Source organism: Sphingobacterium paramultivorum (genome assembly GCF_014109745.1).
In the GTDB taxonomy this organism is placed as follows: Bacteria; Bacteroidota; Bacteroidia; order Sphingobacteriales; family Sphingobacteriaceae; genus Sphingobacterium; species Sphingobacterium paramultivorum.
In genome coordinates this window covers 6,174,855-6,194,884 of record NZ_CP058555.1, presented here as the reverse complement: position 1 = coordinate 6,194,884, position 20,030 = coordinate 6,174,855, and the positions used below count along the sequence as shown (strand labels likewise).

The window sequence follows — 20,030 nt, the reverse complement described above, 5'->3', positions numbered from 1 at the left end:
ACAAACAAAAGAATAATCCGTATGAAATATATATTGGAAAACCCTATCCTTGGCCATATTACTGAGCAGAAATATAAGACCACAATACAATGGAGAAATGGAGAATTCATTACGGATGAACCTGAAAAACTTGGTGGCAAAGATCTTGGTCCTGACCCCTACACCCTTCTTATCTCATCGCTTGTATCTTGTACCCTAGCTACTTTACGCATGTACATCGATAAAAAAGGGCTTGATATTCCAGAAATTTCAGTCAGTTCAAATATGTACCTCAAAATTGAAAAAGGACAGGTGGTTACATATTTTGATCGCGAGATAGCTTTTGGACAAATCTTAGCAGAAGATACCCGTGAACGCCTTCAACAAATTGCAGAAGAATGTCCCATTTCAAAAATTTTAAAGGGTAATGCCATTATCAATACGCTCATCAGGACAAATCCTTAAACAAGAACATCATGAAAATCTTAACCTTTCTCATATTTGGTAAAAATGAAGAAATTCTCCTCACGCTCAAGAGAATCATTGAAAACACGCCCAACTGGAATGCAACGATACAATACGATTTGGATGCCTGTAAAAAACAGCTTATTGACGTCCCTGTAGATGTTTTGTTATTGAGTTCGGGACTCTCTCCTCAGGAAGAGCGTGAAATAACAGATCACCTTACGCGGCTCACTTATCCGATTGGTCTGATCAAACATTATGGCGGTGGAAGTGGACTTCTAAAAAATGAAGTCTATAGTCTTTTTCCAGACTTACTCTCCGTTTAATAAAGCACAGGCGATAGCTTCCTAGAGAAACAGCCGAAAACCGTTAAAACTCTTTCTTTATTGAACTAGATCAATAGAAATCGGCGGCTAATAGGCTAATTTTGGATACTAAATAATAAGATCATGAACAGACAGAACTTTATAAAAAAGGGACTTTTAGGTTCCGGAATATTTGCATCAACAGTGTCTTCAGCTGATATCTTGAAGAATGATATTGACGAGATAGAACCGCTTGAAACGCTGGATGCCGAAGCTGTAAACTATAATTCAGACAGATTGGAAAACCATAGTGTCCTCCACAAAGCGGCTACACGCGGTCATGCAAATCATGGCTGGTTAGATAGCAATCATACGTTTAGCTTCGCCAATTATCACAACCCCGAACGTATGCACTTTGGCGTGTTACGGGTACTAAATGATGATATGGTGGCTGAAGGAAGAGGTTTTGGCAAACACCCTCACGACAATATGGAAATCATCAGTATCCCTTTGGAAGGTGATTTGCAACATGAAGACAGCATGGGTAACAAAGCCATTATCCGGAAGGGAGATATTCAGGTCATGAGCGCCGGAACGGGCATCATACACAGTGAATATAATAAAAACACCGATCAGGTAGTCAAGTTTCTTCAAATTTGGGTGTACCCTAATCAACGGAATGTGAGCCCCCGATACGATCAAATTACATTGGATATAACACAAAGACAGAATAAATTCCAGCAAATTCTTTCTCCAAATCCAGAAGACGAGGGTGTATGGATCCATCAGGATGCCTGGTTTTCCATGGGGCATTTTGACAAGGACGTCCAAACAAAATACCAGATCAAAAAGGCAGGAAATGGTGTATATGTTTTTGTAATAAAAGGTAGTGTTACTGTCGAAGGACAGGAATTAGAAAGCAGAGATGGCTTTGGAATATGGGATGTCGCTGAAATTAACCTGAAAGTGACCTCAGCAGATACTGAAATCCTGCTGATGGATCTCAGTATGATATTGGACTAATTAGCTGCACTATTTAGACATTAATTAACAAAAAAAGGGGAGCCTATGAGGCTCCCCTTTTTGTTAAGGCTATTTATTTAGAAAGTAACGGAATTCAGCTTTTTATCAACCAAAATACCATCTATCGCTTTCAGATTGAAATTGACATTACGCTTTGCTTTCAATTTGATCTTAAATAAAACTTCAGATCCATTCAAAGTCTCCTTGTTGCCCAGATTAACAAAAGTAGCATACAGAGCCTTACTTCCATTAGTGTGAAGACGATCGTTGCTATAATTGTTCATCTCTTTTAAATGTAAGGACTCAATACCGACATATTCAAAATCACCCTGATTGTAAGGAAGAGCAAAACTAAGTGCATTGACAGCTTTAAGATTCTCGCCACTAACACTGATCTCCACAATATCTCCCGATTTTAAGGTCGTTTTTGAAGGAATCAATTTTAATTTACCACTGACCTTTTCTTCTTTATTTGGTTTTGCACCACCTTCAATGACAACAGCAACATTGGAAATATCATAAGCGTCAATCAGATTATTTTTATTGACATCACCATTGCTGACATAACCTTCGAAATCTCCATCTCCCAGTCGCAATCCCGTGTAGTTAATATAGGAAGTCAAGTCATTATGATCGATCAATCGGTCATTATTAATATCGCCCGGTAAGTAGCTTGACGATCCTGGTACTTTAAACACATATAATTCTCTTCCTGAACCGAAACCACCAACAGCTTCAGAAACTGAAATTTTGATAAATCGAGCCACCGGATGGGTTCCAAAATCAAAACGTTTCATTTCGCCATCACGTTTCCAATCAAAACTACCAGCTTCTGTCCAGGTGTCCTTATCGTTGCTATAGAATACTTTTCCTTTTAAAATGATGCCATTTCCGCCATCGGTTCTTGGAAGATACTCAAACTTATCCAATTGATTAACGGATTTTAGATCTAAGGTCATATCAAACGGAACCGCAGTCTGTCCCCATTTTGTATGCCACATATCCCCCTCATCATAATTGAACAATTTATTGATACCATTTCCGCCTTGGTTATCCGCAGAAGTCTCTGCTTTGATTCCTTCGATGGCAAATTCCAATGGGTTTGCCTTTGTCTTTGCGGCAAATGTACTCCAATCTGAAACACCAGATTTATTGACAGCTCTAATTTTAAACTGGTAATCCGTTTCCGCGGCCAATCCTTCGAATAGCAATTGACTGTCTTTGATGGTCGAATAGATCAGATTATTAAATTCAATTTCATAATAATCAGCATTTGCAACCTTTTCCCAGGTTGGCGTTAAGGTATATGCTTGTGTATTTTGATCTGTGATAACAGCTTTGGGTGAGGTCAAAGCACCAGTCTGCGTTAGATAGTTGTCAACAGGAGCATATTCGAAACCGTCCAATTGTACTTCTATTGCGGTCGATGAGACATCCTGTTTGGCTAGTCGCACCAGCAACATCGGATTTTTCACCAAAGGTACTTTTTCAAATTCAGATCCCTTGGTTGCAAACTGATTCAGGTTTGGTTGTGCGTCATAGAAATATACGTTTTCAGAAGTATTAAATGCATCTATGCTATTCACTTCTTTAAGTTTGCTATTTTTCCCATTGACCTTTACTGTCAATTTCTTCGGTGCTTTGCTAACGTTGAAACGAATTTCCGTAGACTTCATTTTCTCAAAACCGTCAAATTCGCCTTGCGTTGGAGCTATCGCAAAAACAACTCTATTGTTGTTTAACTGTGAAGTTATGGATGTATTTGCCCCCTTACCATAACGATAAGCCTCTGTCTTTCCATCATCATCATATTCCACGAAATTGGAGTTCCCATAAGGATACACCTCATAAATACGTTGATCTTTTTTGATTTCCAGCACATTATTATTTGGGTTGGTCACCGGAATAATGGCTCCATTTTTCACGAAAACAGGCAGCTTCCAAATAGGCACATTAAAGTTATTGATAATACGCCCTCCCTGGTATTTTTCACCCGTAAAATAATCAATCCATTCACCATCCGGCAGGTAGATACCATTGCGCATATCATTTCCTTTCTCATCCACACGTGTTTCCTGGTAAATCGGTGCTACAAGGAAATTTGGACCATAGAGGTACTGGTATTGCGTTGCCTTTCCAAGCGTATAACTATTTGCTTGCTCTAAAAACATAGCACGAATGATAGGCAGTCCATCTACAGCTTGTTTCGCAACACTATAACTATAGGGAACCAGTTGAGATTTCAATTTCAGATACAGACGATTGATAGAAGTAGCCGGCTCACCCAAAGCATGCGGGTACTTCTCGTTCGATCCCCAGCCATCCATATTGAGTTCCATTGGTGTCCAGGTCTTCCATTGAAAATCACGAATATTGACCTTAAAGTTTTTACCACCAAAGATCCCGTCCATATCGGATGTAATATTGGGTTGACCTGAAAGTCCCGAGCCGATATACGTTGGTATATGGAATCGAATGTACTCCCATACGCCTCCAGTCTGGTCGCCCGACCAGATACCGGCATAGCGCTGTGTGCCCGCCCAACCATCCAATGAAATAATAAATGGACGAGCGTTGTTACCATAGTAAGGCATGGTATGTCCCACATCAGCGACCCCATTGAGACCAAAGGAGTATCCTGGACCAACCCAGGCCACATCCGTTTTTAGGACTCTTACACCCGCATCCCGAACCTCTTTTACAATATCACGTTGCAGTAATGCACTTATACTATCTTTTGGATGGAGATCGGACTGTGTCCATAAACCGATTTCTACACCATTCTTACGTGCATAATCACCAAACTCTTTCAAATTTCGGATATTCCCATCTAAAGATTCCGTTTGGCCATAGCCAGCACCATAGCCATCATTTGGAAGAATCCAGCCCAAAGGCATATCATGTGCTTTATACCGGTCTATTACAGCGCGGGCCGAAAATTGATAATTGTTTTTCTCACCGTTCAGCGATTCTTTGATTCCGCCATTGTCCTTTTGACTTTCTTTATAGCGTTTGCCGTCTTCAAATAGAATTCCCTTTTCATCTTCTTTCCAAAAATCGCGGTTATAGGCATTAAGATGCCCCTCATACAAACCAAATTTCGGCAGAAGAATTGGGTTGCCCGTCAATTGATAGAAATCGTTGAGCAAAGGTACTATCCCGTCATTAATCATAAAAAAGACATCCAGATAATCTGTATCATGTGCCAATTTTACTGTCCCAGGGGTTTTGGCTCCAAAGGCATAACTTCCCTTTTTAAAGGTATGCCACATAAAACCATACCCTTTGGTTGACCAGTAATAAGGGGTTGGAGAGGCAACACCACCATCGGTCCAGCTGTTCTGATTTTCGATCGCAACCACTTTTCCCTTATGTGAAAAACGCCCATTTTGAACGCCGCCACCAAAAAAGTATTCATCCGCATTTTCCTTCAATTCAACGCTAACTTGTTTCTCTTCGAAAACAATCGGCTTTAAGCTTTCAACTACAATTTTATTGCTTTTCCGATTGAGGATACTAAACTGTGAAGTCTGTTTATCCATTGAAAAAAGAATATCGTTAGTGGAGATGCTGACCTTATTACCTTCATCCTTTACCTCAAGCCCAGTGACCGTTTTCCGAGGTTGCTCTACCAATATTTTTGCTTCGGGTTTTGCTTCGGGATCACGGATAATACCGCCATGAACATTCTGGAACATCCTAAAAATATGATTACCGTAGAAATCTAAAGTCAGACGCTGACCATTATCGTATACAATCTCGACTGTTGTCGGATTAATTTTCTGAATCGTGATAATACGGTTGCCTTGATCGCGACCTATTGTATTATAATATTTGATCGTACTTACTTTAGCGTCAACTCGAGTGGGTTGAAAAATAAAAGGAGAAGCCAATCCCATCAATAAACAGACTTGTGCTTTTGCGCTCCAAAAAGATATCTTCATGCGTATGATTTATAATGCATTAAATTAACTTAACAATAATACAATAGTAAATCGAAGTAAAAAAGGGATTATGGAATGCAAACGATTGTCCAATAATAATGTTGCAGGTTAGCCAACCTATTGTAAGCCTTTCATCGAAAAAGGAACGTTTACTTCCATTTCGCTTATGAAATGAGCGGGATGATGAATGCAGTGTAAAACCTGAGGGACTGTTACAGCGTAGTTGCAGGACAATGAGAGTTGCGCAACAACTGCCGACGGTCCTATGCTGCGATAACCAATATGCGGAGGATAGGCAATAGCCTGTACATGGAAATACGGAAGTATCCAAACGAAAGAAGCCCTTGACTGTTTCCAGCAAGGGCTTCCGTGTAAAAAAAGGCACCGACCTACTCTCCCACCTGTTACGGCAATACCATCGGCTCTGGCGGGCTTGACTGCTCTGTTCGGAATGGGAAGAGGTAGACACCGCCGATATAGGCACCTAAAAATCTTTATTGGCTGATCTATGATATTCATATCATCTTATTCATGCCAACTGACATATCTATTGAAAGAGGTTCGTTTCTGTTTGTTTCAAAAATTAAAGAGGAAGACAACAGTGTCTGTCTGCTTGAGAAAGCTTCGGGCTATTAGTACCACTTGGCTTTGGTCTCTCAACCTTTACACCTATGGCCTATCAACGTAGTCATCTTCTACGACCCTATAAGGAAGTCTCATCTCGTGGCTAGTTTCGCACTTAGATGCTTTCAGCGCTTATCTATTCCAGACGTAGCTACCCTGCCGTACACCTGGCGGCATAACAGGTTCACCAGAGGTCTGTCCAACCCGGTCCTCTCGTACTAAGGTCAGATCCACTCAAACTTCCAACGCCCACAACAGATAGGGACCGAACTGTCTCGCGACGTTCTGAACCCAGCTCGCGTGCCACTTTAATGGGCGAACAGCCCAACCCTTGGGACCTTCTCCAGCCCCAGGATGTGACGAGCCGACATCGAGGTGCCAAACCTCCCCGTCGATATGAGCTCTTGGGGGAGATCAGCCTGTTATCCCCAGCGTACCTTTTATCCTTTGAGCGATGGCCCTTCCATACAGAACCACCGGATCACTATGTCCGTCTTTCGACCCTGTTCGACTTGTCGGTCTCACAGTCAAGCAAGCTTATGCCATTGCACTCCACGTACGGTTACCAAGCGTACTGAGCTTACCTTTGAAAGCCTCCGTTACCTTTTTGGAGGCGACCACCCCAGTCAAACTACCCACCAAACAATGTCCTCGGCATGACCGAGTTAGAAACCGAATACAGAAAGGGCGGTATTTCAAGGTTGATTCCATGACTCCTGGCGAAGCCACTTCAACATCTCCCGCCTATCCTACACATCCTGTACCCAATCTCAATGTTAAGCTATAGTGAAGGTGCATGGGGTCTTTCCGTCCCGTTGCGGGTAATCGGCGTCTTCACCGATACCACAATTTCACCGAGCTCATGGCTGAGACAGCGCCCAGATCGTTACACCATTCGTGCAGGTCGGAACTTACCCGACAAGGAATTTCGCTACCTTAGGACCGTTATAGTTACGGCCGCCGTTTACTGGGGCTTCGATTCAATGCTTCTCTTACGATGACATCCCCTCTTAACCTTCCAGCACCGGGCAGGTGTCAGGCCTTATACTTCATCTTGCGATTTTGCAAAGCCATATGTTTTTGTTAAACAGTCGCCTGGGCCTTTTCACTGCGGCTGCTCATCGCTGAGACAGCGCCCCTTCTCCCGAAGTTACAGGGCCATTTTGCCGAGTTCCTTAGCCATGACTCACTCGAGCACCTTAGGATTCTCTCCTCGACCACCTGTGTCGGTTTGCGGTACGGGTCTTCATAACCTGAAGCTTAGCGGGTTTTCTTGGAAGTCTGTTTACCTGCTCTATCAGCGCCACCGGAGCTTTGCTGTACTATTGGGTTTCAGCAGGGTCGGCGGATTTGCCTACCGTCCCTATACCTACGCCTTTCAACGAACTATTCCGTCAGTTCGCGGCAGTGTCACTACTCCGTCACCACATCGCAGTTATGAAGAGTACTGGAATATTAACCAGTTGTCCATCGGCTTGCCCCCTTCGGGTGCGCCTTAGGTCCCGACTGACCCTGATCCGATTAACGTTGATCAGGAAACCTTGGTCTTTCGGTGGGCGGGTTTCTCACCCGCCTTATCGTTACTTATGCCTACATTTGCTTTTCCATAACCTCCACAGTTCATTGCCAAACTGCTTCTCCGGCGATGGAATGCTCCCCTACCAGATGCACCTAAGTGCAAATCCATAGCTTCGGTACCGTTCTTGATGCCCGTTTATTATCCACGCCCGGCCGCTCGACTAGTGAGCTGTTACGCACTCTTTAAATGAATGGCTGCTTCCAAGCCAACATCCTAGCTGTCTGGGCAACCGGACCTCGTTAGTTCAACTTAGAACGAATTTGGGGACCTTAGCTGATGGTCTGGGTTCTTTCCCTCTCGGCCTTGGACCTTAGCACCCAAAGCCTCACTGCCGGCTATATTTGATAGCATTCGGAGTTCGTCTGGATTTGGTAGGATTTGACTCCCCCGCACCCAATCGGTAGCTCTACCTCTATCAAACTCTACGCCGACGCTGTTCCTAAAAACATTTCGGGGAGTACGAGCTATTTCCCAGTTTGATTGGCCTTTCACCCCTACCCTCAGGTCATCCGGAAACTTTTCAACGTTTATCGGTTCGGTCCTCCATTACATGTTACTGCAACTTCAACCTGCCCAAGGGTAGATCACAAGGTTTCGCGTCTACCTCATCTGACTATGCGCCCTATTAAGACTCGCTTTCGCTTCGGCTGCGTCCCTGAAGGACTTAACCTTGCCAGACAAGAGTAACTCGTAGGCTCATTATGCAAAAGGCACGCTGTCACAGAACTTGTCTGCTCCAACCGCTTGTAAGCACACGGTTTCAGGTTCTTTTCACTCCCCTGTTCGGGGTTCTTTTCACCTTTCCCTCACGGTACTGGTTCACTATCGGTCTCTCAGGAGTATTTAGCCTTACCAGATGGTGCTGGTGGATTCCCACAGGATTTCTCCGGTCCCGCGGTACTCAGGATACCACTATGTCAACATTCTTTACCTGTACGGGGCTCTCACCCTTGTCGCGCAGTTTCCCACCTGCTTCCAGTTCATAGCGCTGTACAATCTCGTGGTCCTACAACCCCGACCATGCCGTAACATGATCGGTTTGGGCTCTTTCCCGTTCGCTCGCCACTACTTGGGAAATCATTGTTATTTTCTTCTCCTACGCCTACTTAGATGTTTCAGTTCAGCGCGTTCGCGTTTTATACGACTATTCTTCAAATAGTCAGGTTGCCCCATTCGGAAATCTCTGGATCAAGTCGCATTTGCCAATCCCCAAAGCTTATCGCAGCTTATCACGTCCTTCTTCGCCTCTGAGAGCCTAGGCATCCCCCGTGTGCCCTTATTTACTTTCTTCACCGGCATAGCCTTTTGCCACTATGCGGCTGCTTTTGATATATATACACGTATGCTAGGTTCGGGATCGTTCGGCCTTGACCGAGGGTCTCTCCCTTACTTCAAACACATACACGTATTGTCTCTATACTGTTGTCTTCTCTTGTAATTTTTTTTCTCTTTCAATATGTCAAAGAACTCTTTTTCCGGTTTATTTTAGGAGCATCTGTCGATGTTCCTCCCGGAGATGTGGAGAATAACGGATTCGAACCGTTGACCCCCTGCGTGCAAGGCAGGTGCTCTAGCCAGCTGAGCTAATTCCCCTCTTTTTTTCGTAGTCCCGAGCAGATTTGAACTGCTGACCCCTACATTATCAGTGTAGTGCTCTAACCAACTGAGCTACGGGACTAGCTTATCTTGTTCATCTCTTTCTCTCAGTACTGCTCCTTTCGGGGCGGGCACTTTCTTCTGATGTTTTCTCTTTTTGCAATCATATGTAACGTGACGAGTACCGATCCGCGATACTCTAGAAAGGAGGTATTCCAGCCGCACCTTCCGGTACGGCTACCTTGTTACGACTTAGCCCCAATTATCGGTTTTACCCTAACACGCTCCTCGCGGTAACATGCTTTAGGTACCCCCAACTTTCATGGCTTGACGGGCGGTGTGTACAAGGCCCGGGAACGTATTCACCGCGTCATTGCTGATACGCGATTACTAGCGAATCCAACTTCATGGGGTCGAGTTGCAGACCCCAATCCGAACTGTGAATGGCTTTTAGAGATTAGCATCATATTGCTATGTAGCTGCCCGCTGTACCATCCATTGTAGCACGTGTGTAGCCCCGGACGTAAGGGCCATGATGACTTGACGTCGTCCCCACCTTCCTCACTGTTTGCACAGGCAGTCTGTTTAGAGTCCCCACCATTACATGCTGGCAACTAAACATAGGGGTTGCGCTCGTTGCGGGACTTAACCCAACACCTCACGGCACGAGCTGACGACAGCCATGCAGCACCTAGTTTCGTGTCCCGAAGGACGAATGCGTCTCTGCATTCTTCACTAACTTTCAAGCCCGGGTAAGGTTCCTCGCGTATCATCGAATTAAACCACATGCTCCTCCGCTTGTGCGGGCCCCCGTCAATTCCTTTGAGTTTCACCCTTGCGGGCGTACTCCCCAGGTGGATAACTTAACGCTTTCGCTTGGACGCTGGCTGTCTATCGCCAACATCGAGTTATCATCGTTTAGGGCGTGGACTACCAGGGTATCTAATCCTGTTCGATCCCCACGCTTTCGTGCATCAGCGTCAATACCAGCTTAGTGAGCTGCCTTCGCAATCGGAGTTCTAAGACATATCTATGCATTTCACCGCTACTTGTCTTATTCCGCCCACTTCAAATGGATTCAAGCCCATCAGTATCAAAGGCACTGCGATGGTTGAGCCACCGTATTTCACCCCTGACTTAATAGGCCGCCTACGCACCCTTTAAACCCAATAAATCCGGATAACGCTCGGATCCTCCGTATTACCGCGGCTGCTGGCACGGAGTTAGCCGATCCTTATTCTTCCAGTACATTCAGCTTCCTACACGTAGAAAGGTTTATTCCTGGACAAAAGCAGTTTACAACCCATAGGGCAGTCATCCTGCACGCGGCATGGCTGGTTCAGGCTTCCGCCCATTGACCAATATTCCTTACTGCTGCCTCCCGTAGGAGTCTGGTCCGTGTCTCAGTACCAGTGTGGGGGATTCTCCTCTCAGAGCCCCTAGACATCGTCGCCTTGGTAAGCCGTTACCCTACCAACTAGCTAATGTCACGCGAGCCCATCTCTATCCTATAAATATTTAATATCCAACCGATGCCGGTCAGATATATTATGCGGTGTTAATCTCTCTTTCGAGAGGCTATCCCCCTGATAGAGGTAGGTTGCTCACGCGTTACGCACCCGTGCGCCACTCTCACCGTCTTCGAGCAAGCTCTCCGACGGATCCCGTCCGACTTGCATGTATTAGGCCTGCCGCTAGCGTTCATCCTGAGCCAGGATCAAACTCTCCATTGTAAAATGAAGTTTTTGATTCCAACTATTTACATAATCAGAATTCTTTTTTTTATATCTCTGATCTTGGATCGAATTGAACTAATTCTTGAATTTGTTCATGACTTTCGTTTGTCTACTCGTCACGCTTACATGATTGTGTTTTCTTAAAGAACTTTTCGCGCTTCAACTTCCGTATCCGCTATATTCCGATAGGCATTGCGCCCCTCTTTATCATTTTGTTTTTCCCTTCGTTTCCGTTGGGACTGCAAAGGTAGAAATCTTTTTTGAACTTCCAAAAACTTTTTAAAGTTTTTTTCTTTTCCTTTTTTTCGATTTCCGCGTTTAAAATAAACTGAGCGGGATTTTAAATCCTGTCAGGCTTCTCTTAAACCCTTCTTTTTTCATGATTCCCTCTTTCGGGGTAACCGTTCCTCCCTTGCGGAGTGGTGCAAAGATAGGGAGTTTTAACAATCACTTCCAAGCCTTTTATTCTTATTTATTTCATTTTGCCCCTAACTGCCTGTAACGGTGCGAGATTCTTTTTGTAAAACAGGTGATCGGAAGGCTGGGATGGCTGATCCGGCCGCCGGAATGGGGACAGATAGCGGCATCTGGCAACGAAAACATCCCGAACTGCACCTGCCGGATCTATCGCCCCACCGACGCAGCATAGCAAAGGGAGATCGGAAAACGCAAACTTAGCGAAACAGAGAACCGCATAATTTAATATCATCGATATATATAATAGTGATAGGATGTGACCGCGAACCGCAACCGCAGCGGAACAGAGGATGACAGGATTAGTCTAAAGTAAACCTTGATCAATTCTCATTTTGGTATAGCTTTTCCTTAGGGTTTACTTAGGGTTTAGTTAGGGTTAGTTTAGGTATAGCTTAGGTTATAGCTAAACTAACCCTAACCAAAAGCTAACTAAATACCAATTAAAATCTAGCTTAAAGAAGAAGTAAATAAAAGCGAATAAATAGAACACTATATAAATAGCCATATAACCTATATATATGTAGACGCAGGCCCTATTGCCGAAGTTGACTTGAAAGATACTGCGTCCCTAATGGCCAAAACAATGCGAAGTTTTTAAGGATATAATCATCATAGATCAATAAAAACCTCATTTTAGGTTTCTGGTACCCCTAAAGGAACATCTGATTGAAGCCCCCTTAGATACAGGAAAGTTACGAGGTCTAGAAAACCACGATTCACCCGAAATATATCTAATAATTTGCTCCAATAAATAGCTCGAAGATGCCCACAGGAAGGTCTTTGACAAACAAAATGTAATTGAAACCGTATATTCGTAAATAGCAAATTAAAATCTTCCTTATTTTGAACGGACTTTTCAAAATTTACAAAGTTGACGCCGACGAGGCACTGCGCATACAGCAATCCAAAAACGAAATACATCAACATGATTTCGAGGAATTGATTATTGGTGTGGCAGGAAAGCTCGAACATTTTATCGATTTTAAAACAAAAACCTACACCGCTCCATTTATAAGTTTTGTCACTCAGGGCAAAACCCACCGCGTCAAACCTCTTTTGCATAATAATAACATTGAATTTTGGGTCGTTCGATTTAAAAGTGAATTTATCCCCGAAACGACTTTCCAGCTCTACGCCCACTTTCATGAAAATGCGACATTGACCTTCGCCAGCCCCAACTGCTTTGGAAGATTGATAGTCCTGTGTCAGCTAATGCAGCAGGAATGCTTACAAACTAGCGTAGATTATGCGGTTATCAAGCAGCTATTGAGCACCATCTTTACCATGATTGAATCTGAACGGAAAAAGCAATTTCCAGACAGCCAACAGCAATTGAAAAATCAGAGTACAACGTTCACAAGCTTTCTATCTATACTGGAAGAGAACTACCGCCGTCCAGAAGGCGTTAATTTTTACGCGGAGAAGCTTTTTATGTCGACACGAAACCTAAATTTAATTTGTCAGAGCATATTACAACAAAGCGTTTCTGAGATTATCGAAACACGGAAACTTATTGAAGCAAAAAACCTCTTGTTGACAACGACTAAAACGATCTCGGAAATTGGTTTTGAACTCGGCTACCAAGATAAAGCCTACTTTACCAATGTCTTCAAAAAGAAAGCAGGCATGACGCCTTCGGAATTTAGAAGTGAAATCCAAAAACTTATTTCAGAATAGCGTACAACAGATTTCCGAATAGTACAACAGATTGACAGGATAATTATACCGCCTAGCCAGCCCCAACCCCTACCTTTGTAGTAAAAATTGACGCAGCCACATCATATCAAATGCGTAGAAAGGATTTTATTAAAATTATGGCAACATTACCATTAGCTGGAGTAACACATAAAGCAAACTCTTTATATAAATTTTCCGAGGAACTGGAGGCAACGGACAAATTTCCGGTCTTATTTTTAGGACATGGAAGTCCCATGAACGCCATAGAGGACAACGAATTTGTCCGGGGATTCAAAAAAATTGGCCAAACTTTCGAAAAACCGAAGGCGATTCTTGTTGTCTCGGCACACTGGGAAACACGTGGAACATTTGTCACAGCGATGGAGCATCCCGCCACCATTCATGACTTTGGCGGTTTTCCTCAGGCGTTATTTGATGTCCAATACCCAGCTCCAGGTAGCCCTCCACTCGCTTTAGAAACACAGCGTATTGTCAGCAAAGCAGATGTTCATCTCGACGACAAATGGGGGCTGGACCATGGATCATGGTCTGTCGTCAAACATCTATACCCTGATGCAGACGTTCCTATTATTCAAATGAGCATCGATTACACACAGCCTGCAGCATACCATTATGAGATTGCACAGCAATTAAACGCGCTAAGAAAGAAGGGGGTACTCATTATCGGTAGCGGCAATATGGTGCACAACTTACGGATGGTCGCCTGGGACAAACTCGATACGGCAGGCTATGCGTATGAATGGGCTACTATAGCAAATGAAAAAATGAAGAAATTTATTCAGAACGGCAACCATCAGGCGCTCATAGATTTCAGAAAACAAGGCAAAGAGTTCGACTTGGCAATTCCAACTCCTGAACATTACCTCCCTTTAATCTATACCTTGGGTTTACAGGAGAAAAATGACGAGTTGTTTCTCTTCAACGACAATTCAGTGGCTGGATCGCTGACCATGACCTCCTTGAAAATCGGTTAAGCCTCCAGCATACCTATCAGGAATATCCAACAATACAAGCCCATTCCATTAACCGAGAAAAAGGCCAATGGAATGGGCTTGTTGTATACAGCACTCCGCTGAGTTGGAAATATCTCGAAATTTCCATGACAAAAAGCGTTAGGATTGCAGCGCTAGGATTGATAAATTTGTTTGAAACAAAACAACGTACTTGAACTTAACTCATGGCAACAAAACCTGTTATTGAAATTGAATATTGTCCAAAATGCAATTGGATGCTGCGCGCCGCCTATATGGCGCAGGAGGTACTGAGTTCGTTCACGGATGAGATCCATGGAGTGATGCTGGTCCCCAGCGAAATTGCAGGCCGTTATACAATACGGGTAGCGGATAAGGAGATATTCGATCGAAAAAGAGCCGGTCGATTCCCCGAAATAAAAGAACTCAAACAACTGATCCGTGATCTAGTCGCACCAGATAAATCCTTAGGTCATTCGGACAAATCTCCTTCATCCAACATTTAATTTAGCATAAATCGGATTTTAAAGACTTCTTCTTATTAGCAACTTTGTATAAATTAAATGAACAATCATGACTATTCAACAAGAAGTAGATTTTCAACGTATCGCCAAGGCCATACATTTCTTACAGGAAAACTTTAAGTCTCAACCTACATTGGGTCAGATCGCTTCTCATGTTTACATGAGTGAAGCTCATTTTCAACGCATGTTTACCGCATGGGCAGGTACAAGCCCCAAAAAATTCTTACAGTACGTAAGTATAAATTATGCAAAATCATTGCTTAAGGAAAATAACATTGCTGAAACAACATTCCAGCTTGGCCTTTCCAGCAGCAGTAGACTTCATGAACTATTTATCAACATTGAGGGGATGACTCCCGCTGAATATAAAAATGAAGGCTCCAATTTATTGATTTCCTACGCGTATTATCAGAGCTTATTCGGCACAATGCTAATTGCATCCACCTCAAAAGGTATTTGTCATATTGCCTACGCGGATGATAACATAACAGCTTTTGACTCTCTTCAGCAACGATTTCCGAACGCAACATACCTACAACAGGGGAACAGCATGCACGAGAATGCACTCAGCGCATTAAATCCCCAAGATAAAGATATCCGTCAGGTAAAATTACATTTAAAAGGCACTGATTTTCAATTGAAAGTCTGGGAAGCTTTATTAAAAATCCCTATGGGTAACTTAAGCACTTACGGTGCTATCGCTTCTCAAATCGGAAACCCCAAAGCCTCCCGTGCTGTCGGCACAGCTGTTGGAAGCAATCCGATAGCTTACCTTATCCCCTGTCATCGTGTTATACAAAACAGCGGTATATTTGGTGGTTACCGATGGGATCCAATGCGGAAAACAGCGATGATCGGATGGGAGACTTTGCATACGGCTATTTAGTAAACACACACAATACGATAACATGGAACTTTTCGACAATCTCTTCGATGGCAATAGAAATCTACTCCCTTACGATGGGACTGTCAATTATTATGGTAAAATACTGCCTCCACAGAAAGCAAACCACTATTTTGATAGACTCATGGACTCGATCGAATGGGTAAATGACCGTGCCATTATTTTTGGAAACGAAATCGTCACCAAACGAAAAGTGGCTTGGTATGGCGACCAGGCTTTCGAATATAGCTATTCCAACACTACTAAAAGAGCGCTTCCCTGGACAAAGGAACTTCTTGAGCTGAAAAAGATTGCCGAAGAACAAACACAGGAGACGTATAATTCCTGCCTGTTGAATCTTTATCACAATGGCGACGAAGGAATGGCCTGGCACAGCGACGGTGAAAAAGACCTCAAAAAAAATGGAGCAATTGCTTCTTTAAGCTTTGGTGCTGAACGAAAGTTTGCCTTTAAACATAAAACGAGCAAAGAAAAAATAGACATCATCTTGGGCCATGGAAGTTTATTGGTGATGAAAGGTGTTACACAAACGTATTGGTTGCATCGGCTTCCACCGACAAAAAAGGCGTTCAGTGCACGAATTAATCTGACATTTCGAAGCATCGATCAGCTGTAGTCTTACAGGCCCAGGGTAAGGCTTACAGGAATGGACACCTATTTGTAGGCAGACTTCAACAGCATTCAGTCATTAATCGTGTCAACCTTTTCAAACATAAAGGCTGACACGATCGATCTGGTTATTTAATAACGTCCCTGCTGTTGTCCTTGGCTGTGTAATCCATAAAAATGCCACCGTCCAAGGTAATATTTTTCACCTTTTTAGTCGAAGTCCAAGTCAGGATTACCTGTTTTTCATTGTGTTGCCAAATTGACGGAGTTTGATGTTTTGTCTCCACCGATCCATCCGTATAGGTAATCAACACATCAAACGGAATTGCAAATCCCCCGACATTAGTGATCGTCAGTGTATTTTTGCCAGCAAGTTGTTTAAAATCATTCACTTTAAGGTCGATGTAATTATTGGTGAAATACCAATTTTTCCAATACCAGTTTAAATTCTGCCCAGCTCCAGCATTGATGCTATAAAAGAAGTCCCAAGGCGTCGGATGTTTTCCATGCCATAGCTCCATGTAATGGTGTAATGCTTTTTTAAACAGTTCATCGCCCAAGTAATCCCGTAATGCAATATAAGACAATGCGGCCTTGATGTAGGCATTGTTGCCGTACCCTAAACCACTTAACTGAGAGGTCATGGTAATCAAGGGTTGGTCTTCTTCGGTAGAAGGGTCAAAGATATAGCGCTTTACACGGGCATCTTTGAAAAGTTCTTTGTTTTTTTCGGCACCAATCTCCGCATTTCCAATCCAGAATTCCAATGCAGTAGCCCAGCCTTCATCCATATAACCGTATCGCGTCTCATTGATACCCATGTAAAAAGGGAAATAGGTATGTGCAATTTCATGGTCTGCTGTTTGTCGCGCATCCACGAGATTATCTGGGACACTAGAATCGTTGATCATCATTGGATATTCCATGTCTGCAAATCCCTGAACGGCCGTCATTGTTGGGTATGGGTAGGTGACACCAGGCCAATTTTTAGAAAACCAGTCAATGCAATATTGCTGCCAACCAATGTATTGTTCAAAATCTGCTGTTCCGGTGACATAGCTTGACTGCACACTCACGCGCTTACTTCCCAAATCTACACTCCCGCCATCCCAGATATAATTATCACTCACACTGAAACAAAAATCAGGCACATAGGTTGCTTTAAATTTCCACTTATTCCAGGCTTCTTGTGTTGTCACTTTCCCCGCTTTCATTTCGGCATCTGTCGCGATATGTATTGGCGTGTCGCTGACTTTTGATTTTTCGAAACGGTCCAGAACAGGTTTCTGCAGTACATCAGCCGCATTTGTCAATTCACCTGTCGCCCAAACAACAAAGTTCTTCGGAACGGATATCTCAAATTGATAATCGTTGAAACCATTGTAGAATTCTTGTCGGCCATTATGTTCCAGAAGATCCCAGCCATTATAATCGTCGTATACAGACACACGCGGATAAGAGTAAGCACAATAAAAGGTGGAAGCATTCAACAGCCCTTCACGGTCGCTTTCGACAGATAACGGATATTCCCAGCTAATGTCCAATGTTGCAGTGCTTCCCGGAAGGATTTTCTGCCCAAAATCACCTAACTTCACCGTTCCCCAGTCCTTGCTGTTTACTTCGTAAACTTGACCATTCAGTTTAAACGATTTAATCTTTAGGCCCGAAGTCAGGTAGTCGTCCGAAGCGTATGCAGCACGTACCGCATTAGGTTTGTGTACATTGTTCACAAATCGGATAGCCAAGCGTTTCAATGTATCGGGACTATTGTTTGTGTACACAATAGTCTCTGTTCCACTCACCATCTTTGTAGCCGGATCCAATTGCACCCGCACATCATACTTACCAAAATTCTGCCAATAGTTTTTCCCTGGTAGACCCGTTTTGGTACGGGTTCCCTTTTCGATCGCTTGCTGAATATTCCTTGGGGTATACAGTTCTTGCGCATGAGCTACCCCTGTCAATAAAAGCAAAGTCAATCCATAATTAAATATAGTGCGTCCTATCATATCCTAGTTTAAATAATCAAACTAAGATAAATTTGCTGTGATTTGCAAGTTTAATTCTCCAGCTTCGCAAGAAAAATAAACTTCTTCAACACAATACCGTATTTGCATTTGTTCAAAGATCAAAAAAAGACAGGCTCCGAGTACTTGAGAAAACATTTTATTTTTTTTGACGTTTAGTTTTAAGATAGACCCGAATGTATGCATCAACTTTTACGTTTTAACGATTTCTTCCGACATGCTTTTTTAGGAATACTTTTGATTTCAATCCCTACGCTGCTCGCTGCTCAAACCGATGCAAAAACAGACTCTCTTGCACAGTACAAACATCAGCGTGACTCGGCCATGGCCAGTCAATACGATATATCGGATTTAATCGGACGAATAATCCATCCCAAACGAAAAAAGGAACACGCGAGTAAACGCTCTCCCATCACCTTAATGCCCAACATTGCCTACAACCCAACCATTGGTGGTCAGATCGGAATCAAGGCTGTCGCGGGGAAAGTACTGGGTGACCCCAAAACAACGACCATGTCGATCGCAGCGACATCCGCCTCAATCACCACAAAAAACATCATGGTCTTCTATATCAGCCATAATATCTTTACCCCCAACAATAAACTAAATTTTCAGGGCGCTTTTGCACTTGTCAAAATGGTCGCTTTAGATGCGGGTTTGGGCATGACTCCCCATGGAAAATGGAACAATGCCGATGAAGAGATCCTTGCCAACCCCGACCATAAAAAATACGGAGCAAAATATAACGCATTTACATTTAATGAAAAAGTCTATAAACGTATCGCCGACGGACTATTTGTTGGAGCTGGATTGGCGTTTGACTTACGACGAAAAATAACCAGCAGCGGCCCCAATGGCAACATTACGCCCAATACCATCTACACCGAAAAACATGGCTTCGATCCCGACAGTTATAATTCCAATGGACTATTGCTCAATATGCAATATATGACAAGAGACAATCCCAATAGGCCTTACAAGGGTATCTATTCGGATATTGGTGTGCGATGGAACACAACGCTGTTGGGCAGTAGCAAAAGTGCTGTACAGCTTACCACCGACTTTCGAAAATACTTTAGTCTATCTCAGTCCGACCCGGCTCATGTACTTGCCTTCTGGTATTGGGGCTCCTATAAACTTGGTGGTACACTTCCCTATTTTGATCTCCCAGGAACGGGAAGAGACGTAGCCGTCAGAAGCGGCCGGGGTTATACCATTGGTTATTTCAAAGGAATTTCTTTCGGTTATGCCGAAACAGAATACCGCTTCCCAATTTTAAAGAATCACTTTTTGAGCGGAGCTGCTTTTTTCAACCTACAGACTGCCAGCGACGAACTGGGTACCAAACTTTTTGAAAGGTGGCAACCTGGGGGTGGTGCCGGATTACGGGTGCTCTTTAACAAAGCAACACGCACAAATCTATGTCTGGACTATGCCTTTGGAAAATATGGTTCCCGTGGTTTCTTTTTAGGGCTGAATGAAGCCTTCTAATTCCAGATTGCGACAGCTTTGTTTGCCATAAAATAACTAAATTAGCCGATGTTGTTGCTCTTTCTATTCACGAAGAGT

The 20,030-nt window shown here is 43.4% G+C and carries 12 protein-coding genes, 2 tRNA genes and 3 rRNA genes; 10 read left to right on the top strand and 7 right to left on the bottom strand.

Features of this window, described 5'->3' with window-relative positions; translation table 11 throughout:
* Positions 1 to 21: 21 nt before the first annotated feature.
* The 3 genes from HS960_RS25720 to HS960_RS25710 all read left to right on the top strand — a co-directional run bounded on the left by HS960_RS25720 (position 22) and on the right by HS960_RS25710 (position 1,772).
* On the top strand, positions 22 to 444 hold the full coding sequence (locus tag HS960_RS25720) for an OsmC family protein (RefSeq protein WP_153845123.1): 423 nt from the start codon (positions 22 to 24) through the stop codon (positions 442 to 444).
* An 11-nt stretch (positions 445 to 455) separates the two neighbouring features.
* Positions 456 to 770, top strand: a complete 315-nt coding sequence (locus HS960_RS25715) for a hypothetical protein (RefSeq protein ID WP_153845122.1) — start codon at positions 456 to 458, stop codon at positions 768 to 770.
* Positions 771 to 893: 123 nt separating this feature from the next.
* Entirely contained in the window at positions 894 to 1,772 is an 879-nt protein-coding gene (locus HS960_RS25710) for a pirin family protein (RefSeq protein ID WP_153845121.1), read from the top strand.
* Between the two features lie 77 nt (positions 1,773 to 1,849).
* Here HS960_RS25710 and HS960_RS25705 read toward each other — a convergent pair whose 3' ends face one another.
* The 6 genes from HS960_RS25705 to HS960_RS25680 form a co-directional block, all read right to left on the bottom strand.
* A complete protein-coding gene (locus HS960_RS25705) occupies positions 1,850 to 5,716 on the bottom strand; it encodes a TIM-barrel domain-containing protein (protein ID WP_202883717.1) in 3,867 nt (1,288 codons plus the stop codon).
* 376 nt (positions 5,717 to 6,092) lie between these two features.
* Positions 6,093 to 6,204 (bottom strand): 5S ribosomal RNA (gene rrf, locus HS960_RS25700).
* Positions 6,205 to 6,329: 125 nt separating this feature from the next.
* Positions 6,330 to 9,209, bottom strand: a 23S ribosomal RNA gene (locus tag HS960_RS25695).
* A 229-nt stretch (positions 9,210 to 9,438) separates the two neighbouring features.
* Positions 9,439 to 9,512: transfer RNA gene (locus tag HS960_RS25690), tRNA-Ala, on the bottom strand.
* Positions 9,513 to 9,523: 11 nt separating this feature from the next.
* Positions 9,524 to 9,597: transfer RNA gene (locus HS960_RS25685), tRNA-Ile, on the bottom strand.
* Between the two features lie 121 nt (positions 9,598 to 9,718).
* A 16S ribosomal RNA gene (locus HS960_RS25680) occupies positions 9,719 to 11,248 on the bottom strand.
* Together the 16S, 23S and 5S rRNA genes with 2 tRNA genes alongside form the textbook arrangement of a ribosomal RNA operon.
* 507 nt (positions 11,249 to 11,755) lie before the next feature.
* On the opposite strand from HS960_RS25680, the gene HS960_RS25675 reads away from it, so the two are divergent.
* From HS960_RS25675 to HS960_RS25650, 6 genes are all read left to right on the top strand, one after another.
* The gene (locus HS960_RS25675) at positions 11,756 to 11,929 is read left to right on the top strand and encodes a hypothetical protein (RefSeq protein WP_182330812.1); all 174 of its coding nucleotides are present in this window, start codon (positions 11,756 to 11,758) and stop codon (positions 11,927 to 11,929) included.
* A 642-nt stretch (positions 11,930 to 12,571) separates the two neighbouring features.
* The gene (locus HS960_RS25670) at positions 12,572 to 13,405 is read left to right on the top strand and encodes an AraC family transcriptional regulator (RefSeq protein WP_182330811.1); all 834 of its coding nucleotides are present in this window, start codon (positions 12,572 to 12,574) and stop codon (positions 13,403 to 13,405) included.
* Positions 13,406 to 13,542: 137 nt separating this feature from the next.
* Complete coding sequence (gene ygiD / locus HS960_RS25665) at positions 13,543 to 14,400, top strand: 4,5-DOPA-extradiol-dioxygenase (RefSeq protein WP_202883716.1); 858 nt, start codon at positions 13,543 to 13,545, stop codon at positions 14,398 to 14,400.
* A gap of 203 nt (positions 14,401 to 14,603) precedes the next feature.
* Positions 14,604 to 14,903 (top strand): SelT/SelW/SelH family protein, encoded by a 300-nt coding sequence (locus HS960_RS25660; RefSeq protein WP_153847690.1) that lies wholly within the window; start codon positions 14,604 to 14,606, stop codon positions 14,901 to 14,903.
* Positions 14,904 to 14,970: 67 nt separating this feature from the next.
* Entirely contained in the window at positions 14,971 to 15,807 is an 837-nt protein-coding gene (locus HS960_RS25655; protein ID WP_182330809.1) for a methylated-DNA--[protein]-cysteine S-methyltransferase, read from the top strand.
* 22 nt (positions 15,808 to 15,829) lie between these two features.
* Positions 15,830 to 16,441, top strand: coding sequence for an alpha-ketoglutarate-dependent dioxygenase AlkB family protein (locus tag HS960_RS25650; RefSeq protein WP_159731327.1), 612 nt, complete (start codon positions 15,830 to 15,832; stop codon positions 16,439 to 16,441).
* A gap of 121 nt (positions 16,442 to 16,562) precedes the next feature.
* Here HS960_RS25650 and HS960_RS25645 read toward each other — a convergent pair whose 3' ends face one another.
* On the bottom strand, positions 16,563 to 18,443 hold the full coding sequence (locus HS960_RS25645) for a M1 family metallopeptidase (RefSeq protein WP_153847692.1): 1,881 nt from the start codon (positions 18,441 to 18,443) through the stop codon (positions 16,563 to 16,565).
* 198 nt (positions 18,444 to 18,641) lie between these two features.
* On the opposite strand from HS960_RS25645, the gene HS960_RS25640 reads away from it, so the two are divergent.
* The gene (locus tag HS960_RS25640) at positions 18,642 to 19,952 is read left to right on the top strand and encodes a BamA/TamA family outer membrane protein (protein ID WP_153847693.1); all 1,311 of its coding nucleotides are present in this window, start codon (positions 18,642 to 18,644) and stop codon (positions 19,950 to 19,952) included.
* The last annotated feature ends 78 nt before the right edge of the window (positions 19,953 to 20,030 follow it).

Bases quoted from the DNA above. Each gene is read 5' to 3' on its own strand.
- HS960_RS25650 (WP_159731327.1), top strand. From the start codon at position 15,830: ATGGAACTTTTCGACAATCTCTTCGATGGCAATAGAAATCTACTCCCT.
- HS960_RS25660 (WP_153847690.1), top strand. From the start codon at position 14,604: ATGGCAACAAAACCTGTTATTGAAATTGAATATTGTCCAAAATGCAAT.
- ygiD (WP_202883716.1), top strand. From the start codon at position 13,543: ATGGCAACATTACCATTAGCTGGAGTAACACATAAAGCAAACTCTTTA.
- HS960_RS25720 (WP_153845123.1), top strand. From the start codon at position 22: ATGAAATATATATTGGAAAACCCTATCCTTGGCCATATTACTGAGCAG.
- HS960_RS25655 (WP_182330809.1), top strand. From the start codon at position 14,971: ATGACTATTCAACAAGAAGTAGATTTTCAACGTATCGCCAAGGCCATA.
- HS960_RS25705 (WP_202883717.1), bottom strand. From the start codon at position 5,716: ATGAAGATATCTTTTTGGAGCGCAAAAGCACAAGTCTGTTTATTGATG.
- HS960_RS25715 (WP_153845122.1), top strand. From the start codon at position 456: ATGAAAATCTTAACCTTTCTCATATTTGGTAAAAATGAAGAAATTCTC.
- HS960_RS25710 (WP_153845121.1), top strand. From the start codon at position 894: ATGAACAGACAGAACTTTATAAAAAAGGGACTTTTAGGTTCCGGAATA.
- HS960_RS25640 (WP_153847693.1), top strand. From the start codon at position 18,642: ATGCATCAACTTTTACGTTTTAACGATTTCTTCCGACATGCTTTTTTA.
- HS960_RS25645 (WP_153847692.1), bottom strand. From the start codon at position 18,443: ATGATAGGACGCACTATATTTAATTATGGATTGACTTTGCTTTTATTG.